This window comes from Eisenbergiella sp. OF01-20, from assembly GCF_003478085.1.
In the GTDB taxonomy this organism is placed as follows: Bacteria; Bacillota; Clostridia; order Lachnospirales; family Lachnospiraceae; genus Eisenbergiella.
On sequence record NZ_QUES01000010.1, the window covers coordinates 128969 to 148297 of the forward strand.

At 49.9% G+C, this 19329-nt stretch carries 15 protein-coding genes; 13 read left to right on the forward strand and 2 right to left on the reverse strand.

Translation table 11 applies throughout. The features are described 5' to 3' along the window. The first annotated feature begins 37 nt into the window (after positions 1-37). Positions 38-814 carry a GNAT family N-acetyltransferase gene (locus tag DXA36_RS13955; RefSeq protein ID WP_118680181.1) on the forward strand — a complete coding sequence of 259 codons (777 nt, stop codon included), beginning with the start codon at positions 38-40 and terminating at the stop codon, positions 812-814. 50 nt (positions 815-864) lie between these two features. Here the strand turns inward: DXA36_RS13955 and DXA36_RS13960 are convergent, their stop codons facing one another. Then, complete coding sequence (locus DXA36_RS13960) at positions 865-2028, reverse strand: SAM-dependent methyltransferase (RefSeq protein ID WP_118680182.1); 1164 nt, start codon at positions 2026-2028, stop codon at positions 865-867. A 271-nt stretch (positions 2029-2299) separates the two neighbouring features. Between DXA36_RS13960 and DXA36_RS13965 the strand changes: the two genes are divergently transcribed. Next, positions 2300-2698, forward strand: coding sequence for a BlaI/MecI/CopY family transcriptional regulator (locus DXA36_RS13965; protein WP_118680183.1), 399 nt, complete (start codon positions 2300-2302; stop codon positions 2696-2698). Then, a complete protein-coding gene (locus DXA36_RS13970) occupies positions 2695-5142 on the forward strand; it encodes a M56 family metallopeptidase (RefSeq protein WP_118680184.1) in 2448 nt (815 codons plus the stop codon). The genes DXA36_RS13965 and DXA36_RS13970 overlap by 4 nt, the downstream gene beginning before the upstream one ends. A 141-nt stretch (positions 5143-5283) precedes the next feature. Here DXA36_RS13970 and rpsT read toward each other — a convergent pair whose 3' ends face one another. Beyond that, positions 5284-5547: a 30S ribosomal protein S20 gene (gene rpsT, locus DXA36_RS13975; RefSeq protein ID WP_009253119.1), complete on the reverse strand. Its 264-nt coding sequence runs from the start codon at positions 5545-5547 to the stop codon at positions 5284-5286. 246 nt (positions 5548-5793) lie between these two features. Here rpsT and gpr point away from each other — a divergent pair, with 246 nt between their 5' ends. The 10 genes from gpr (at position 5794) to rpsB (ending at position 19286) form a co-directional block, all read left to right on the forward strand. Next, positions 5794-6705, forward strand: coding sequence for a GPR endopeptidase (gpr, locus tag DXA36_RS13980; RefSeq protein WP_118680185.1), 912 nt, complete (start codon positions 5794-5796; stop codon positions 6703-6705). 41 nt (positions 6706-6746) lie between these two features. Then, a complete protein-coding gene (locus tag DXA36_RS13985) occupies positions 6747-8066 on the forward strand; it encodes a stage II sporulation protein P (RefSeq protein WP_118680186.1) in 1320 nt (439 codons plus the stop codon). 94 nt (positions 8067-8160) lie between these two features. Continuing rightward, positions 8161-9975: a translation elongation factor 4 gene (gene lepA / locus DXA36_RS13990; protein ID WP_118680187.1), complete on the forward strand. Its 1815-nt coding sequence runs from the start codon at positions 8161-8163 to the stop codon at positions 9973-9975. A gap of 156 nt (positions 9976-10131) precedes the next feature. After that, the gene (gene hemW, locus DXA36_RS13995) at positions 10132-11352 is read left to right on the forward strand and encodes a radical SAM family heme chaperone HemW (RefSeq protein WP_118680188.1); all 1221 of its coding nucleotides are present in this window, start codon (positions 10132-10134) and stop codon (positions 11350-11352) included. A 75-nt stretch (positions 11353-11427) separates the two neighbouring features. Further along, positions 11428-12081 (forward strand): RNA polymerase sporulation sigma factor SigK, encoded by a 654-nt coding sequence (sigK, locus tag DXA36_RS14000; RefSeq protein WP_118680189.1) that lies wholly within the window; start codon positions 11428-11430, stop codon positions 12079-12081. A 216-nt stretch (positions 12082-12297) separates the two neighbouring features. Continuing rightward, entirely contained in the window at positions 12298-13851 is a 1554-nt protein-coding gene (locus DXA36_RS14005; protein WP_118680190.1) for a YifB family Mg chelatase-like AAA ATPase, read from the forward strand. Continuing rightward, positions 13844-14971, forward strand: coding sequence for a DNA-processing protein DprA (gene dprA, locus DXA36_RS14010; RefSeq protein ID WP_118680191.1), 1128 nt, complete (start codon positions 13844-13846; stop codon positions 14969-14971). The genes DXA36_RS14005 and dprA overlap by 8 nt, the downstream gene beginning before the upstream one ends. A gap of 225 nt (positions 14972-15196) precedes the next feature. Continuing rightward, on the forward strand, positions 15197-17281 hold the full coding sequence (gene topA / locus DXA36_RS14015; protein WP_118680192.1) for a type I DNA topoisomerase: 2085 nt from the start codon (positions 15197-15199) through the stop codon (positions 17279-17281). Between the two features lie 146 nt (positions 17282-17427). Further along, a complete protein-coding gene (codY, locus tag DXA36_RS14020) occupies positions 17428-18213 on the forward strand; it encodes a GTP-sensing pleiotropic transcriptional regulator CodY (protein ID WP_118680193.1) in 786 nt (261 codons plus the stop codon). Between the two features lie 308 nt (positions 18214-18521). Next, a complete protein-coding gene (gene rpsB / locus DXA36_RS14025) occupies positions 18522-19286 on the forward strand; it encodes a 30S ribosomal protein S2 (RefSeq protein WP_118680194.1) in 765 nt (254 codons plus the stop codon). Positions 19287-19329 lie beyond the last annotated feature (43 nt).

Consider the following 19329-nt stretch of genomic DNA (forward strand, 5'->3'; position numbering starts at 1 on the left):
GCCTCAGGGGTGACAGGCCATAGCGGAGGGAGAAGAGATGACCGGGGAAGATATCATGCGTGCAGCCTGGAAACAGTCTGCTATAGATGCCAACTGCCGACCGGAGGATTTTTGCAGCGGACATAACCGGGTGGTAGTATCCGAAGCGAACGGGAAGGCAAGAAAATACCTGGAGCTTCCGGCTTATTGTATGCTGGTTTCCTACGGCAGCAATATTGTGGCTTCGGTGGATTCATCCATAGCCGGAGAAGTGGAAGAATACTTGGAACGGTTTCGGATTGGCCACTGCTTCGGAACCCCCAATATCTATCTTCTTAATGAACTGTTTGCCAGGGATAACAGGCAAATCTGTTTTATGGCGGAATATTTTCTGCCTGATAGGGAACGGCTCCGGGCGCTTCCCTGCGGCTATGAGATAAAAATCCTTAATCCGCAGGATTTGCATCCGTTCTATCAGCCGCAGTGGGACAATGCACTGAGCCGCAGCCGGAAAGAGCTGGATGTTTTGGCTGCAGGCGCTTTTTACGGGACTAAGCTGGTGGGTCTGGCTGGCTGTTCGGCGGACTGTGATTCCATGTGGCAGATAGGTGTGGATGTGCTGCCGCAATACAGAAGGCAGGGGATTGCGTCGGCCCTTACCAGCCGTCTGGCATTGGAATGCCTGGACAGAGGAAAGATTCCTTTTTATTGTGCTGCCTGGGCAAACCTGCAATCGGTGCGAAATGCGATCCGCAGCGGGTTCGGGCCTGCCTGGGTGGAAGTGGATGCCAGGCCCGCCGCTTTTATAAAAGAAATAAACGGAGAGGCCCTTTGAAGGCATCTCCGTTTGTTAACAGACGGTCAGCGGGATAAGACAGAAGCATATCAGTACCATCTTATCATAGGAAGCTCATTGTTTATCCCTTTCGTCATAAGTATCTGATGCAGATCGATAATGCCGTTATGGAAGGTTGCCGCGCAGGAAGCCAGATACAGGTGCCACATCCGCACAAATTTTTCATCGAACATCGCTTTAACCTGATCCAGGTTAGCCAGATAATTATCCCGCCAGCATAGAAGGGTGCGGTTATAGTGGAGCCTCAGGTTTTCCACATCCAATGTATGGAACTGTTCTTCTGCCATATAGGAAAGCATTTCCCGCAGGCTGGGTATCATGCCGCCGGGGAAAATATACCTTTTGATCCAGGCGTCCCCGGGATACTCCTTCAGCGCACTTATAAAGTGGAGGAGGAACAGTCCGCCGGGTTTCATGACCTGATTGACACAATGGAGAAATACCGGGTAGTTTTCCCGTCCCACATGTTCTGCCATACCTACGCTTACCACCCGGTCGAAGGTCAGATGGGATTTAGGGAGATCACGGTAGTCCATAAGTTTTACCGTCAGATAATCCTCCAGCCCTTCCCTGATAATCCGTTCCTGGCATTCTTTGTACTGTTCCTGGCTTAAGGTGATTCCTGTGCCCTTTATCTTATACTTTTTGGCGGCTTCTATCAGCAGAAAACCCCATCCGCAGCCCACATCCAGCAGAGTCATGCCTTCCTTCAGATACAGCTTCTTCAGAATGTAATCCACTTTGTTTACCTGGGCCTGATACAGCGTGTCATTTTCATGCAGGAAATACCCGCAGGAATAACTCATGGTTTCATCCAGCCACAGCTTATAGAAGTCATTTCCGATATCATAATGGCTGCTTACCTCTTTCTGCTGGTTTTTCTTCGCTGTGGAGGTAAATATCAGTTTTTTCAGCGCGTTGTGATCCGTGGAGAACTTTCCCATCTGACCCAGAAAATGATCCAGGGCGTAGTACAGGTCTCCTTCAATTTCCAAATCATTGTTCATGTATGCCTCCCCTAAAGCCAGAGAAGTGCTTGTCGCTAAATCGGAAAGCGGAATGTCTTTATGAAACGTAACTGCAAAGGCAGGTTTCCCTTCTCCGATGAGATGTTCCTTTCCATCCATTTTCACCAAAAACGGATAATCTTCAAATTTTTTCAGAAACTGCAGCGTTACTTGTTCTTCCAGCATATTGGTTCCTCCTTGACATAATTTCTTTGTTGTTGTTTCGTCCCTCGGCCGCCACTTCAATAATGCACGGTACTGCGAAACCGTTTTGTTTCTTTTTCCTATAGTATTCCCAGGGTTTCCCATGTATAACGCCTTTTCTTTTTTTGAAAGGCAGTAAGGTGCAGGGAAATAATGTTTTCAGACAAATGTAAAAAAATATTTGACAATCAGGAAGGTTTGTTATATTCTTAAATTAGACAATTGACTAATTTAAAACGGAGGGGGAATTGCCATGAAAAAACTGCCGGATGCGGAGCTGGAACTGATGATGATTATATGGGATGCGGGGGAACCGGTTACCAGAATGGAAATCGAAGAAAAGATGGATGAGGGCAGGGAAGTGCTTCCCAGCACGATCCTGTCCCTGTTATCCCGTCTGGAGGAACGAGGTTTTGTCGAACGGGAGAAGAGAGGAAAAATCAATTATTACAGCGCACGGGTGGAAAAAGATCCCTATTTGAAGGAAACCGGACGCAACATATTAAAAAGAATGTTCGGGGGCTCTATATCCAATTTTGCCACAGCTCTTTATGACGGAGAGGAATTGAGCGATGAAGATATCGCCTGCCTGCAGGACTTTATAGACAGTAAAACCAGGAAACATACACCATCCGGAGGAAATAAAAGATGAGTGCCTTTCTATCCGGCGTTTTAAAGATAACCCTGATTACCGACCTGACCATCGGGCTGGTCTGGCTTCTTTCGCTTTGTTTAAGGGGCGGATCCGGTTACCGGTGGAGAAAAATGGTCTGGCTGTTTCTTGGGCTGCGCTTATTAATACCGGCAACCATATCCTTTGCAGAGATATCGGGTCAGCTGCCCCTGATCCGGGTGGAACTGAACGGGCCTGTAAACAACCGGCAGGTTGATTCAGCTGCGGCTATAGCAAATGGTTTGAAGGAACAAGAGGAGGCAGGTGCGGTGCCGGATTCCGGGGAGGGTGCCGGAAGCCCGCAGGATTCCATGGCGGCAGGGGAGGAAGCGGATCCGGAGATTCCTGCTGCCGCAGAGAAGGGAGAACGCTTGAAAGCGGATTTGGAAACCGGTCTGCCGGAGTCCGGTATGTTCAAAAGCCGGCTGCCCTTGTCTGTTCTTCTTGTGTGCTTTTGGCTGGCAGGCATTCTGGCGGCGGCCAGATTCCATATCTCCCAGTATCTGCATACCAGAAAATGTCTTTTGGAAACGGCTCGTCCCTGCAGGGATAAAGAGACAGAGTGCCTTGCAGAGAAGCTTTTCCGGGAATATGGCATCAACAGGACACTCCCCCTGCTGATCAGTGATACCGTCGATACCCCAATGGTAACCGGATACATCAAACCGGTGCTTCTGCTTGATGAGGCTTCCTGCCGGGCACCGGAACGGGAAGCGATGCTGCGTCATGAACTGTGTCATTACAAATATGGTGACTTATGGTACAAGCTTCTGATGGTGGCTGTCTGTGATCTGTATTGGTTTAATCCGGTTCTCCGGTTCATGAAACGGATGGCCTTTTGTGATGTGGAGTGCGTTTGTGACAGCCGGGCGACCAGAAAGATGGGGCCGGAGGAAAAAAAGCGTTATGCTTATATGTTGGTAACACGTACCCGGGGAAAAAGTACGGCATATTCCGCCCGTTTCTCAGCGGGGAGAAAAACAATGAAGGAAAGGCTTGATAACCTTTTTACCGACAAAAAGAATAAGACCGGCTATGCGGCAGCCCTTGTACTGCTGGCGGCAGTTTCCGTTTTTTCCATGTCGCTGGTATTTGCCGGAAGGGACGGCAGCGGCGGTACGAGCGGTGCCGGAGAAGAAATGGCCGCAGGTGAAGAGAAAGGCGGGAAGGGAAATGACGGGGAGGAAGAACCCGCCGTGAAGCCCGTGAAAACCTTCCGGGTCGACTCTGTTGCGGATCTGTATCTGGAGGAGCCTTTTCAGCCGGAGCTGTACTATACGACCAATCGCGTTACGTTGGACAACCATTTTTATATCGATGAGGATAAGGTGCTCTGGGGATATGGCCGGAATAGTTTCGGGCAGCTGGGAATCGGAAAAAAGGATACGGATGACACATATTACGGGGAGCCTGTCAGAATTGCGGAACATGTGGTTTCCGTAGATCAATCTGTCAACGGTTATTTTACCATCTATCTGACGGAAGACGGAAACCTGTATGGAATGGGATCTAATCTGATGGGAGTTTTAAGAAAACCGTTGGACGGGGAGCAGGTGCTTTATGATTATAGCCGCTATGTTCCGGTTTTGGAACCGACTCTGCTCATGGAGCAGGTAGCTTTTGCCCGGGCGGGAATGTATTCTATTGTAGCCTTAAAGGAGGACGGAAGTGTCTGGTGGTGGGGAGAATACAAGGCTTTATCCGCCACTGCCTATGGAAGCCCGAATTCGGATGGCTATTGGGCTTATGAGGAATGGCCTGAAAATCCCCGTAAAATGATGTATACCAGCCCCCGCCTGATGCTGGAGGACTGTATCTATGCCACGACGGGAAACTGGACCGGGGCGGCCATAACCAGAGACGGGGAATTATATACATGGGGCTTTAATATATGGGGCCAGTGCGGCACACCGGTGACAGCGGATGATTATGTCCGGACGCCCCAAAAAGTACTCGGCAATGTTAAAATGGTTTGGCCGGAGCGAATGGCATTCCGTGACAGCCGTACCGCCATACCGGAGTTTGCTTCTTACAATACCAGCTACAATGATAACCTGTTCGTACAGCTGAAGGACGGCACCCTTTTGGCCTGCGGCCTGGATTTGGGAACAAAAACTAAAACTATTGAGCTGGACGGGGATATGCTGCAGCCTGTCACAAAAAACTATTCGGACAGCTTTGTCCCTATTGCCGTCTGTTCCCTGACCGATGCGGATATCCGTTCCATCCTGGCGCAGTGCGAAAAGGGAAGCACGGTGGAAGAAGCGGAACAAATACTGGAGGAGCATCAACTGTTCTGGCTGGAATGCTTTGAAGAAGGGGGAAGGTATCCTCTCTATCTGGAGGTGGAAGAGGGGAGATACTATCTTTACATTGATGACAACGGGAGAGTGACGCATTTTTCCGATCAGGAGGACGTTTAGTTCCCCGCGGCCGCTTCCATGAATCTTTACTTTGGAGTGCGCAGCCTTCCCGGATTCATGGAATTTTCTGAAAATAAAAAAATCCTCATCCTACATGACGGTATAGGATGGGGATTTTAGCATATACTCCGTATATCTGAATTATGCCATCTGGTTTACAGCTTTAGAAAGACGGGACACCTTTCTGGATGCTGTATTTTTGTGATATACACCTTTGGTTGTTGCCTTATCAATAGTAGATGTGGCAGCGAGAAGAGCAGACTGTGCTGCGCTCTTATCACCAGCTTCAATAGCTGTGTATACCTTCTTGATAGAAGTTTTCACACCAGACTTGATAGCTTTGTTTCTGTCAGCTTTGGTTCTGTTAACCAGAATTCTCTTCTTAGCAGATTTGATGTTAGCCAAGATTTTCACCTCCATTTTCAAGTGAATTTTTCTTATTCCTTATGAAAATGTTTCATTAAACCCGGACACGGTCGTTCTAAGGAAACATACGAATATATTCTATCGGACAGCTTCTTATATGTCAATACATAATTTATTTATTTTTGCAAAAAATAGGCATATGCGCGGTCCGGCCCCCGGAAAGTCAGCGGGCAAGAATAAGCCGGACGCATAAGTTAAAGTAAAGGGAAGAGCGGGAGAGTACAGATGAGTTGTTTTCAGGTAAGAACGGACCTGGCATTGGAAGCCAGGGAAAGCATTACGGAAGCGGACGGAGAACTGCGCGGTGTCCGGGTGGAAGAATTCTCAAACCCCAAAAGTGAAGTGCAGATCACCCGTGTCATCATTGATACGAAAAACGGCGCAAAGGCCATGGGCAAACCGATGGGCACCTATGTTACGCTGGAAGCCCCGGCGTTGATGGAGCCGGATGAGGACTATCACAGAGAGGTTTCGGAGGAACTGGCCAAACAGCTGAGAAAGCTGATCCCGGATATCGAGAAGGAGCAATCTATCCTGGTGGTAGGACTTGGAAACCGGGATGTTACGGCGGATGCGCTGGGACCGGAGGTTGTGGATAATCTTTTTATCAGCAGACATGTGATAATGGAGTACGGAAAAGCTGCTTACGGCCGCGAAAAAATGCATCAGATCAGCAGTATCGTGCCGGGAGTCATGGCAATGACGGGAATGGAAACTGCAGAAATTGTCAAAGGTGTGGTGGAACAGACCAGGCCGGACGTCCTGATTGTTGTGGATGCCCTGGCGGCCCGGAGCACAAAGCGCCTGAACCGGACCATCCAGATTTCCGATGCGGGGATCCATCCGGGCTCCGGCGTGGGCAACCATAGGAACGCCATGAATAAAGAAACCCTGGGAGTTCCTGTGATTGCCATCGGCGTGCCCACGGTAGTGGATGCTGCAACTATTGTGGGAGATGCTATCGAAAGCATGATACAGGAGAGCGGGGAGGAAGGCTGTTTCTTCAACAGGGAGCACCCCAAGGCACTGTCCGAACTGAATAACATGTATGTGACCAGCAAGGATATTGATGAAACTGTGAAACGCCTTAGCTTTACTATTTCGGAGGCAATAAATATAGCTTTGGATATTGCCTGAGAATCTGCATAAATGAGAAGTGCAGGTGCATATATTCTTCTATGAATAAAAAATGGAATGGAAGAAAAATTTTTCATAAATGTGTGCTTGTGCTTCTTATTATTGCACTGGCGGATTTCCTGTTTTCCAGCCGCAGCGCCGCCGGGGACTCTGATGGGGAGCATTTCTCCTGGAAGGAGGTGCTCACAGCCAGAGCGCAGGAAGGGGTGCTGAATGTCTGGCTTCCTTCCTTTGCCTTTGCGGATAAGGGCAGCATGTCGGGTAAAGGGTGGTTTGACCAGATATTGGGCCAGCAGATCCCCCTTTATGCTTATGCGGGAAGCCAGGATGAGGAGGACCTGCAGACGGAGAGCGGGAGTACCTATGAAAAAATCCTGCTGCTGGAAGGGGCGAGCGAGTATACGGAAAGCGAAGATGGGGATGCGCTGGAGGTACCGGAAACCTCGGAGGGCAAGATCCGCCTGGATGATAATATGACGCAGCTGTTGCAGGAAGAAAATCAGACAGGCCAGGGGGAAAATGCGGAAACACAGGAACCCCAGGCACCGGCGGAGGATCCGTTCGGTTTCATCAAGGCGGCGGGGAGAGTCCAGGAATATAACTGGAGCTATTATCAGGATTTTGATGCCCTGATCAAGGAATTCTACGCGGTGGATGCCACGACGGAAGCCAGCTCCAAACGCCTGAACCTGGATGCGCTGCTGGGAAAAACCATGGCGATTACCAAAAATCCGGATGTGCCCCAGATATTGATTTACCATACCCACTCCCAGGAGGATTTTGTGGATTCCGTTCCCGGGGATACGTCCACGACGATCATGGGGGCAGGGGAGCTGCTGGCGCAGATCCTGCGGGAAGAATACGGCTATAACGTCATCCACCATCTGGGCGAGTATGATGTGGAGTCCAGGGATTATGCCTACTCCAATTCCCTTCCTGCCATCGAACAGGTGCTGGCGGAAAATCCCACAATCGAGGTGGTGATTGACCTGCACCGGGATGAGGTGCTGGAGGGAAGAAAGCTTGTGACGGATCTGAACGGGAAACCTACGGCCCAGTTCATGTTTTTTAACGGCCTTTCTTATACGAAGGCGCATGGTGATGTGGAATACCTGCAGAATCCGTACATAGACGACAACCTGGCATTTTCTTTCCAGATGCAGGTAATAGCCAACGAATATTATCCGGGCCTGACCAGAAGGATATATCTGAAGGGTTACCGTTATAACATGCATCTGCGGCCCCGTTCCCTGCTGATCGAATTAGGCGCCCAGACCAATACCGTGGAGGAAATAAAAAATGCCTGTGCGCCCATAGCCCATATCCTGGATCTGGAATTATCCGGTAAGGGTTTGTATTGACCGTTACCCCTGATTTTGCTATACTTGGTGCTGGAACGTCACATATACACTTGACATGTCCGTTGCATATATGCAAAAGACTTGGAGGAATTTTATGTCTATAGATCAGAGCAAAATCAGGAATTTCTGTATTATCGCCCATATCGACCACGGCAAATCCACGCTGGCGGACCGGATCATAGAACAGACCGGCCTTCTGACCAGCAGGGAAATGCAGGAACAGGTGCTGGATAATATGGATCTGGAAAGGGAGAGGGGCATCACCATCAAATCCCAGGCGGTCCGTACCGTATACAAGGCCAGGAACGGGGAGGAGTACATTTTTAACCTGATTGATACCCCCGGCCATGTGGATTTTAACTATGAGGTCAGCCGATCTCTTGCCGCCTGTGACGGAGCGGTGCTTGTCGTGGACGCCGCCCAGGGAATTGAAGCCCAGACCCTCGCCAACGTATATATGGCATTGGATCATGATCTGGACGTTTTCCCTGTTATCAATAAAATAGACCTTCCCAGCGCGGAGCCGGACCGGGTAAAAGAAGAAATTGAGGATGTCATCGGGCTGGAAGCCCATGACGCCCCTTTGATTTCCGCCAAAAACGGCATAGGCATAGATGAGGTGCTGGAGCAGATCGTTACCAAGATCCCTGCTCCCGGCGGAAGTGCGGACAACCCTCTTCAGGCGCTTATTTTTGATTCCCTGTATGATCCTTATAAAGGGGTTATTATTTTTTGCCGCATCATGGAAGGAAAGGTGAGCAAAGGGACCCTCATCCGTATGATGGCAACCGGAGCCCAGGAGGAAGTCGTGGAGGTGGGTTATTTTGGCGCGGGGCAGTTCATTCCCTGTGAAGAGCTTTCCGCAGGAATGGTCGGCTATCTTACCGCTTCCATTAAGAATGTCAAGGATACCGCAGTAGGTGATACGGTGACGGATGCCCGCAGGCCCTGTGCAAACCCCCTTCCCGGCTATAAGAAGGTAAATCCCATGGTATACTGCGGCATGTATCCTGCGGACGGGGCAAAGTATCCGGATCTGCGGGATGCGCTGGAAAAACTGCGGCTGAATGACGCATCCCTCTTTTATGAACCGGAAACCTCCGCAGCCCTTGGCTTCGGCTTCCGCTGCGGCTTTTTGGGACTTCTTCATCTGGAAGTGATTGAAGAGAGACTGGAACGGGAATATAACCTGGATCTCGTAACAACGGCTCCGGGCGTAGTATATAAAGTGCATAAGACAAACGGAGAGATCATGGAGCTGACGAATCCTTCCAATCTGCCGGATCCTTCCATAATAGAATATATGGAAGAACCTATAGTCAGCTCGGAAATCATGGTGACCAGTGAATACATCGGTTCTATTATGGAGCTGTGCCAGGAGCGCAGGGGCCGTTATCTGAGCATGGAATATATGGAAGAAAAGAGGGCCCTTCTGAAATATGAGCTTCCCCTGAACGAAATCATTTACGACTTCTTCGATGCCCTCAAATCCCGTTCCAAAGGCTATGCCTCCTTTGATTATGAGCTGAAAGGCTACGAACAGTCGGAGCTTGTGAAGCTGGACATCCTGATCAACCGGGAGGAAGTGGATGCCCTGTCGTTCATTGTACACAGGGACAGCGCTTATGAGCGGGGACGCAGAATGTGTGAGAAGCTGAAAGAGGAAATCCCCCGGCATCTGTTTGAAATCCCTATCCAGGCTGCCGTGGGTGGGAAGATTATCGCCAGGGAAACCGTGAAGGCCATGCGCAAGGACGTGCTTGCCAAGTGCTACGGCGGCGATATCACCCGTAAGAAAAAGCTTCTGGAAAAACAGAAGGAAGGCAAGAAGCGCATGCGCCAGGTAGGCAATGTGGAGATTCCCCAGGAAGCCTTCATGAGCGTGCTGAAGCTGGACGATAAGAAATAGCCGGAAAACCCATGCAGATGGTGGTTCTTTTGTCTGCATGGGCTTTTTCACAGTTTAGAAACTTTTAATAATACAACCCCTTTTCAGGAAGGTCATTTTCTGCTATGCTGGAAAACAGACGAAGGGGTTTTCTTAACCGGAAAAGGAATAAGAAACATGCAGCAAACAGCTAGGTGCAGCAAACGTCCCCTTGGTATCTATTTACACATTCCCTTTTGCATCCGCAAATGTCTTTATTGTGATTTTCTGTCGGCTCCCGGTGATGAACAGACGAAAATAGAATATGTGGAAGCGCTGCTTCATGAAATCCGTGCGCAGGCGCCTCTTTATGACGGCCATGAGGTGAAAACCGTTTTTTTTGGCGGAGGTACGCCCTCCCTTCTTTCCGGGGAACAGATCCGGCGTATTATGGATTGCCTGCATACGGTATTTTCTTTTTCTGCAGAAGAAGGCGGGGCGGAAGTTACCATGGAAGCCAATCCGGGTACGCTGACGCCGGAAAAGCTGGCGGATTATCGCCGCGCAGGGATAAACCGGCTGAGCATCGGCCTGCAGTCCGCATCTGATGAGGAACTCAAAGCCCTGGGGCGTATCCATACCTGGAAGGATTTTCTGTGCAGCTATGAGCTGGCAAGGAAAGAAGGTTTTGCCAATATCAATATTGATCTCATGAGCGCGCTGCCCGGACAGACGCCGGGAGGATGGATGGAAACATTGGAAAAAACCGTGCGGCTGAAACCGGAACATATTTCTGCCTACAGTCTTATTATAGAAGAGGGAACCCCCTTTTATGAAATGTACGGTGAAGCGGCGGCACCCCGTGGCTGCAAAGCGCTTCCCACAGAAGAGGAGGACCGGCTGATGTACGGACAGACCAAAGTATTTCTGGCGGAAGCCGGATATGGCCGCTATGAGATTTCCAATTATTCTCTTCCCGGATTTGCCTGCCGTCATAATATTTCTTACTGGGAAAGGACCGATTATGCCGGATTTGGCCTGGGAGCGGCTTCTCTTTTGGAAAATGTGCGGTGGAGCAATACACCGGATCTCAGACAATATATGGAAGCTTCCGGTACGGCAGGACTGGTGACGCCTTTGAAGCAGGCGGTTCAACATCTTTCCCGGCAGGAACAGATGGAAGAGTTCATGTTTTTGGGACTGCGTATGACGGAAGGGGTATCCTCCCGCCGCTTTTACCGGGAATTTCACATCCCCCTTGAAGAAGTTTACAGGGAAGCCCTCCGTAAGCTGATGTCTGAGGGGCTTCTTGTCTGCGGGAGCGGGGCGGCTGCGGACGGGGAAGACAGCCGGTACCGGCTGACAGAATGGGGGATCGATGTGAGCAACTATGCCCTTTCTGAATTTCTTTTCGCCTAAAGGTTTCGAAAAGTACTGGCACTATAACTCTCTTCGCCACATAGAATAGTATTAAATTGACTATGGGGGCTCCTTTTGAAAACCTTTCTGAAACCACTGTCGAAAGAGGAGGAAAGCGCGTGTCTGGAAGCGCTGCGGGGGAGTGACGGCGTAAAAGCCAGGGAAGCCAAGCAGGTACTAATAGAGCGAAATCTGCGGCTGGTAGCCCATATCGCAAAAAAGTATCAGAACGTGGATGAAGATATGGAGGACCTGATTTCCATTGGGACGATAGGTCTGATCAAAGCAGTGGAATCCTTTGACGCATCCAAAAACAGCAAGCTGGCCACCTATGCGGCCAGGTGCATAGATAACGAGCTCCTGATGATGCTCAGAAGCAAAAAAAAGACATCCCGTGAGGTTTCGCTTTATGATCCTATCGGTACCGACCGGGAAGGAAACGAGATCAGCCTGCTGGATGTAACGCCGCAGGAACAGCCGGATATTGTGGACCAGATGGAACTGGAAAGAAGTCTGGGCAAGCTTTCGGGTCTGATCAATTCCCTGCTGACCGACAGGGAAAAAGAAATTATATGCCTGCGTTACGGGCTGTACGGAGGAGAAGAGGTCACACAGCGTGAAATCGGGAAAAAGCTGAACATTTCCAGGAGCTATGTTTCCCGTATTGAAAAAAGAGCACTGACCAAACTGCGGGAAGGTTTTGAAAAAATGGAAGTTCATTACCTGTAACCGGTATACATAAGAAAATTGCAGTATGCAGTCCAGCCTTCCTTTCCCTCCCTTGCCTGAGCCTTTTGCCAGGACTGCAGCACTGCCGCCGGGAAAAGACCCGGGCAGGGGGGAAACGGCGGCGCCCGCATTCTTTATTTCTGTTATTCTCTATAATTTAAGTATTCTCAATAATCCAATTCGATCGAAATCCCATTCCTGATAAGGAGAAACAAAATGTACAGTACAATTTATACCGGAGGGCTTCATGGTATGGAAAGCTATCTGGCCCGGGTGGAAGTGGATGTATCCAGGGGACTGCCCGGCTTTGAGATGGTGGGCCTTCTGGGCAGCGAGGTGAAAGAGGCCAGGGAGCGCATCCGTGTGGCGCTGAAGAATGCACAGGTGGTGCTTCCGCCTGTCCGCATCACCGTGAATATATCTCCCGCCAGCCTCCATAAAGAAGGAACCGCCTACGATCTTCCTGTGGCGGCGGGGATTCTTGTGGCGCTGGGGATCCTGCCCCAGGAGTATGTAAAGGACACGCTGATGGCAGGAGAGCTGGGGCTGAATGGGGATATTAAGCCGGTACGGGGAATCCTTCCCATGGTTCTGGAAGCTAAGCGGCAGGGCCTGAACCGGTGTATTGTCCCTCTGGAAAACGTCAAAGAAGCGGGGCTGGTGGAAGGGATCCGGGTCACAGGAGCCAGTCATCTGGAGGAATTGCTGGACAGCCTCTTACAGACCGGAGGGAAAGGAACCTCGGAAAAGGCGGCGGAGCAGGAAAAAAACGAGGCGCCTAAACGAAGGGACGGCCCCGATTTCGGGGAAATCCAGGGACAGGAAAGTGCCAAGAGAGCGGCAGTGGTGGCGGCGGCCGGGTTTCATCATCTGCTGATGATAGGGCCTCCCGGAACGGGAAAAACCATGATTGCCCGCAGTATGCCCTCCATATTGCCTCCGCTTTCTGCCCGGGAGCAGCTGGAGGTAACCAAGGTGTACAGTGTGGCGGGTATGCTGGAGGAGGGAAGCGGGCTGGTTACGGAAAGGCCTTTTGTAAATCCGCATCATACCATCACTTCCCACGCCCTTACCGGCGGCGGACGGATTCCCCGTCCGGGAGTGATCAGCCTGGCTCACAGAGGGATCCTGTTTCTGGACGAACTCACCGAATTTAAAAGGGACACACTGGATCTGCTGAGACAGCCCATGGAAGAACACCGGGTACAGATCGCCCGAAGCAGCGGTACCTACAGCTATCCGGCGGACTTTATGTTGGTGGCGGCAATGAATCCCTGCCCCTGCGGTTATTATCCGGATCGGAACCAGTGCCGCTGTACCCCGGGAGAGGTACAGCGGTATCTGAGCCGGATATCCGGCCCTATTCTGGATCGGATGGATATCTGTACGGAGGTGCCCCGGATGGAATTTGCCGGCTTGACGGGGGAGGGAAAAGAAAAGGGAAAGAGCAGCAGACAGCTTGCCGGCCTGGTGATGGAAGCAAGGGCCAGACAGGAGGCACGGTATAAGGAATGCCCTATCCGGTTCAATTCCCAGCTGGGGGCGGGCGCTATCCGCAGGTTCTGCCGTCTGGGCCTTACCGAACAGCAATATATGGAGCGGTTATTCAATACGCTGGGGTTAAGTGCCAGGGCATACCACAGGATATTAAGGCTGGCACGAACCCTGGCCGATTTGGACGGAGAGGACAGGATCGGAACCATCCATTTAAGTGAGGCGGCCTGCTACCGCATGGCTGGCGGAAAATATTGGGGGAATAACAATGAATAATGAGGAAATGGAAAAAGAAAGGGAATTTTCTTATTGGCTATGTAATATAGAAGAAATAGGAAGGATTACCGTTTCACGCCTTATGCAGAAGGCAGGAAGTGCCGAAAAGGTATATAGGATGCAAGAGGATGTTTTGGCCGGTATCCTTACGCCGTCCCAGCTTGCCGGTTTTATGAAGGCCAGGCAGGAAAAAAAGGTAAAACAGGATTATCAGAAGCTGTGCCTGAAAGGAATGCGTTTTATCCCCTTTTCCGATCCGGAATATCCGCGCAGGCTGCGCGCTATCCCGGATCCCCCCAATGGAATCTATGTCCGGGGCGGACTGCCGGAAGAAGAAAAACCGGCGGTTGCTGTGATAGGGGCCAGGATGTGTTCCGAATACGGCAGATACGCGGCGGCGCAATATGCGGCAGCCCTGTCGGGAGCCGGTGTGAATGTTATCAGCGGCCTTGCCAGAGGGATTGACGGCATCAGCCAGGAAGCAGCTCTGCGGGCGGGGGGTAAGACCTATGCCGTTCTGGGCTGCGGAGCGGATATCTGTTATCCCGTGGAAAACAGGAAAATTTATGACAAGATACCCGGGCAGGGGGGAATCCTGTCCGAATTCCCTCCGGGAACCTCTCCCAAATCCATTTTTTTTCCTATGAGGAACCGGATAATCAGCGGTCTTTCCGATATGGTGCTTGTAGTGGAAGCCAGAAAGAAAAGCGGTACCCTGATTACCGTAGATATGGCGCTGGAGCAGGGAAAAGAGGTATTCGTAGTGCCCGGGAGAGTAACGGATGCCCTCAGCAGCGGCTGTAATGAGCTGATCAGGCAGGGGGCGGGCGTGGCCGGAAGCCCGGCCGTACTGCTGGAGGAACTGGCCAGAAGCCGGAGCATACTCCTTCAGAAAACGGCGGATCCCGATAAGGTTGCCTCCGAAAAGCAGGCGGAGGATGACGTGGAAGGCTTTTTGGATTTCACACCCCGCACAGCGGATACCATATATGGGGAAATGAAGAAAAGAGGCCTTTCCTTGACACTTCCCCAGTTCCTGCAAAGGCTGCTGGAGCTGCAGATGGAGGGGCGCATCAGGCAGGAGGGTGGATATTTTTTCCTGTCCGGCGAAAAGTTCTGAATTAATAAAGAAAACATTAGTTTTTTATAAAATTCCTTGCCACGGCAGAAAATATGGTGTATAGTGATTCACGATTGCTGGCTGTTTTGATTACGGTCAGGAATCGACGGACAAAGGTTGAGTATGTCAGGTAATTCGTATCTGTCCGGCTGCCCAGCATGGGAGATGACGGGTATGAACAGTTTTGCGCAGTCGGCGCAAAGGAGAAGGAGATAAAAGGTCTGTATGGCAAAATATCTTGTAATAGTGGAATCACCCGCAAAGGTAAAAACAATTAAGAAGTTCCTTGGCCCGAATTATGAGGTGGCGGCCAGTAACGGACATGTACGTGATCTGCCAAAAAGCCAGCTTGGAATTGATGTCGACCATGATTATGAACCGAAATATATAACTATCCGCGGTAAGGGGGACATCCTGGCGAATCTTCGTAAGGAAGTAAAAAAAGCGGAAAAAGTATATCTGGCAACGGACCCTGACCGTGAGGGGGAGGCGATTTCCTGGCATCTGACCAATGCGCTGAACCTGGAAAAAAACGGGAAGAAGATTTACCGGATAACCTTTAATGAAATAACGAAAAACGCGGTGAAGGAGTCTCTGAAGCATCCCAGGGAAATCGATATGGGACTTGTGGACGCCCAGCAGGCCAGGCGGGAGCTTGACCGTATGGTGGGATACCGTATATCCCCGCTGCTGTGGGCGAAGGTGAAAAGAGGCTTGAGCGCCGGGCGCGTTCAGTCGGTGGCCCTTCGTATGATCTGTGACAGAGAGGATGAAATCAATGCCTTTATACCGGAGGAATACTGGACGCTGGATGCTTCTTTTAAGCTTCCGGGTGAAAGGAAGCTGCTTACCGCCAAATACTACGGCACTACGAGCCAGAAGCAGAATCTGACCTGTGCGGCCGATGTGGAAAAGGTAAAGAAGGATCTGGAAGGTGCGTCCTATCAGGTGTCGGATGTGAAGAAGGGGGAGCGGGTAAAAAAAGCCCCTCTGCCGTTTACCACCTCCACGCTTCAGCAGGAAGCGAGTAAAGTCCTGAATTTTTCGACCCAGAAAACCATGCGCCTTGCACAGCAGTTATATGAAGGAATAGATATCAAAGGAAACGGTACGGTCGGTGTCATCACCTATCTGCGTACGGATTCCACCAGAGTATCCGAAGAAGCGGAGCATCAGGCGGCTTTATACATTGAAAAGGCTTATGGGCCGGACTATACCGGTGCCAAAACCCAGGAGAAAAAAAGCGGGCAGAAAATACAGGATGCCCACGAAGCAATCCGCCCCACGGATATATCCCGGATTCCGTTGGAACTGAAAGAATCCCTTTCCAGGGATCAGTTCAGGCTGTACCAGCTTATCTGGAAACGTTTCGTAGCCAGCCGTATGACACCGGCTGTTTATGAGACAACATCGGTAAAGATTGATGCCGGCGAACACCGTTTTACCGTAGCGGCAAGTAAAATCAGGTTCGACGGTTTTATGAGCGTATACACCCAGGAAGAGGATGAGAAGGCGGAAAGCAATACTCTTGTTAAGGGAATTGATAAGAATACAAAGCTTACCTTTGACAGCTTCCGGGAGGATCAGCATTTCACACAGCCCCCGGCCCATTATACGGAAGCCTCCCTGGTGAGGGCACTGGAAGAACAGGGCATCGGACGCCCCAGCACCTATGCGCCTACCATTACCACCATAATGGCGAGAAGGTATGTGGTGAAGGAAAACAAGAACCTTTATGTTTCCGAACTGGGAGAAGTGGTGAACAGCATGATGAAGGAAGCCTTTCCCACAATTGTGGATGTGAACTTCACCGCTAATATGGAAGCCCTTCTGGACGGTGTGGAAGAAGGAAATGTGAACTGGAAAACCGTGGTGTCCAATTTTTATCCGGATTTGAATGAAGCGGTGCAGCAGGCGGAAAAAGAACTGGAACAGGTACAGATAGCCGATGAAGAATCGGATGAAGAATGCGAACTGTGCGGCAGGAGGATGGTCATAAAATATGGTCCCCACGGACGCTTCCTGGCATGTCCCGGTTTCCCGGACTGCCGCAATACCAAACCTTATTTTGAAAAAGTGGGAGTGGCTTGTCCCAAGTGCGGCAAGGATATCGTGCTGAAAAAGACAAAGAAGGGAAGGAAGTACTATGGCTGTATCGGAAATCCGGATTGTGATTTTATGGTATGGCAGAAGCCTTCAGCTTCAAAGTGCCCTCAGTGCGGTTCCCTGATGCTGGAAAAGGGAAATAAGCTGGTCTGCTATAACGAAGAATGTGGTTATGTGATGGAAAAGAAATCGGAAGAAGTATAAGAACTGCTCAGTATGGCTGTATGTGTCTGTGTCGTCCGGTAAACAAGTGCTGCAACGGTCAGAGTGACAAAATGCGTTGCGTCTGACGGGGGTCTGTGCTACAATAGTGTCATAAGTTTGGGCATTCTGCCGGAGGAAAAACTAACATGAGTAGCGTTCAACTACTGGACAGAACACGGAAAATAGGAAAGTTGCTTCACAATAACAATTCCAGTAAGGTAGCTTTTAACGATATATGTAAAGTTATGAGGGAAATACTCAGTTCCAATGTGCTGGTGATCAGCCGTAAGGGTAAGGTGCTGGGGATTGCCATTTCGGATAATAAAGAGGTTATTGCAGAGCTGCTTAAAGATGAAGTGGGGAGTTTTATTGATCCCCTGTTGAATGAAAGGCTCCTGTCAGTCCTTTCTACCAAGGAAAATGTCAATCTGGCAGCCTTGGGGTTTGAGAATCCGGCTATTATGAAGCTTGCGGCAGTGGTATCCCCCATTGAGATTGCCGGGGAACGTCTCGGCACACTTTTCCTTTACCGCCGGGGAGATACGTATGATATAGACGATATTATTCTATGTGAGTATGGAACCACTGTTGTGGGACTTGAGATGCTGCGGTCCGTAAGCGAAGAAAGCGCTGAGGAAAGCAGGAAGATGGCGGTTGTTAAGTCAGCTATCGGTACGCTCTCTTATTCCGAGATACAGGCCATTATCCATATCTTCAAAGAACTGGGCGGCATGGAAGGCGTACTCGTGGCAAGTAAAATCGCGGACAGGGCGGGAATCACCCGTTCGGTAATTGTAAATGCCCTGAGAAAATTTGAGAGTGCCGGCATCATTGAATCCCGTTCTTCGGGTATGAAAGGTACTTATATCAAAGTAAGAAATAATGTGGTTTTCGAAGAAGTGAGAAAGCTGGAAGAAAACATGAAATCCTGAACTGCATACAAACGTAACAGTTCAGACGGGTTTGTATTGTTACGTAAAAACGGCAGAACCCGGATGAATTTGGTAAATCCCCCTTGCAGAGGGGGATTTTTTGTGTTATAATTCAAACGTTGTGACTAAAAAACACGCATGTGGAATTCCGGGCCGGTGCTTCTTTAACGCGGAAGTGGCTGGGGGATAATGGAAGGAAAAAGCCTTCCATGGAAACAGGATAATCTGCGGAATCAGCGTATTCCATAGAGATAAATTGTTCCATTGTGAAGCATGCGGAAGAATTCAACCAAACGGAGGTAAGAAACATGAGCGTTATTTCTATGAAGCAGTTGCTGGAAGCCGGTGTTCATTTCGGACATCAGACAAGAAGATGGAACCCTAAAATGGCTCCTTATATCTTCACAGAGAGAAATGGTATCCATATCATCGATCTCCAGAAGTCTGTTGGAAAGATTGACGAAGCCTACAATGCAGTTTCCGAAATCGCAGCACAGGGCGGCACAATCCTTTTCGTGGGAACCAAGAAGCAGGCTCAGGATGCAGTTAAGGCAGAAGCAGAGCGCTGCGGTATGTATTATGTAAATGAAAGATGGCTGGGTGGTATGCTTACCAACTTCAAGACCATCAGAAGCAGAATCGAAAGACTGAAACAGATTGAAACCATGGCCGAAGACGGAACCTTCGATGTTCTTCCCAAGAAGGAAGTTATCCAGATTAAGAAAGAATGGGAAAAACTGGAAAAGAACCTTGGCGGCATTAAGAATATGACCAGAATCCCGGATGCTATTTTTGTTGTGGATCCCAAGAAGGAAAGAATCTGCGTACAGGAAGCACATATCCTGGGGATTACCCTGATCGGTATCGGTGATACCAACTGTGATCCGGAAGAACTGGATTTCATCATCCCCGGTAATGATGATGCTATCAGAGCGGTTAAATTAATCACATCCAAGATGGCAGATGCTGTTATCGAAGCTAACCAGGGCGAAGCTGTTTACGATGAAGAAGCTCTGGCTACGGAAGCAACTGATATTGAAGAAGTAGCAGTGGAAGCAGTAGCAGCAGAATAATCATAACAGGTTTGATTGAAAGCAAAGTATTTCATGGAGGAAA

Coding starts and splice junctions, on each gene's coding strand:
- DXA36_RS13955 (WP_118680181.1), top strand. CDS start 38: ATGACCGGGGAAGATATCATGCGTGCAGCCTGGAAACAGTCTGCTATA.
- DXA36_RS13960 (WP_118680182.1), bottom strand. CDS start 2,028: ATGCTGGAAGAACAAGTAACGCTGCAGTTTCTGAAAAAATTTGAAGAT.
- dprA (WP_118680191.1), top strand. CDS start 13,844: ATGAATAATGAGGAAATGGAAAAAGAAAGGGAATTTTCTTATTGGCTA.
- codY (WP_118680193.1), top strand. CDS start 17,428: ATGAGTAGCGTTCAACTACTGGACAGAACACGGAAAATAGGAAAGTTG.
- topA (WP_118680192.1), top strand. CDS start 15,197: ATGGCAAAATATCTTGTAATAGTGGAATCACCCGCAAAGGTAAAAACA.
- lepA (WP_118680187.1), top strand. CDS start 8,161: ATGTCTATAGATCAGAGCAAAATCAGGAATTTCTGTATTATCGCCCAT.
- DXA36_RS13965 (WP_118680183.1), top strand. CDS start 2,300: ATGAAAAAACTGCCGGATGCGGAGCTGGAACTGATGATGATTATATGG.
- DXA36_RS13970 (WP_118680184.1), top strand. CDS start 2,695: ATGAGTGCCTTTCTATCCGGCGTTTTAAAGATAACCCTGATTACCGAC.
- rpsB (WP_118680194.1), top strand. CDS start 18,522: ATGAGCGTTATTTCTATGAAGCAGTTGCTGGAAGCCGGTGTTCATTTC.
- DXA36_RS14005 (WP_118680190.1), top strand. CDS start 12,298: ATGTACAGTACAATTTATACCGGAGGGCTTCATGGTATGGAAAGCTAT.
- hemW (WP_118680188.1), top strand. CDS start 10,132: ATGCAGCAAACAGCTAGGTGCAGCAAACGTCCCCTTGGTATCTATTTA.
- gpr (WP_118680185.1), top strand. CDS start 5,794: ATGAGTTGTTTTCAGGTAAGAACGGACCTGGCATTGGAAGCCAGGGAA.
- DXA36_RS13985 (WP_118680186.1), top strand. CDS start 6,747: ATGAATAAAAAATGGAATGGAAGAAAAATTTTTCATAAATGTGTGCTT.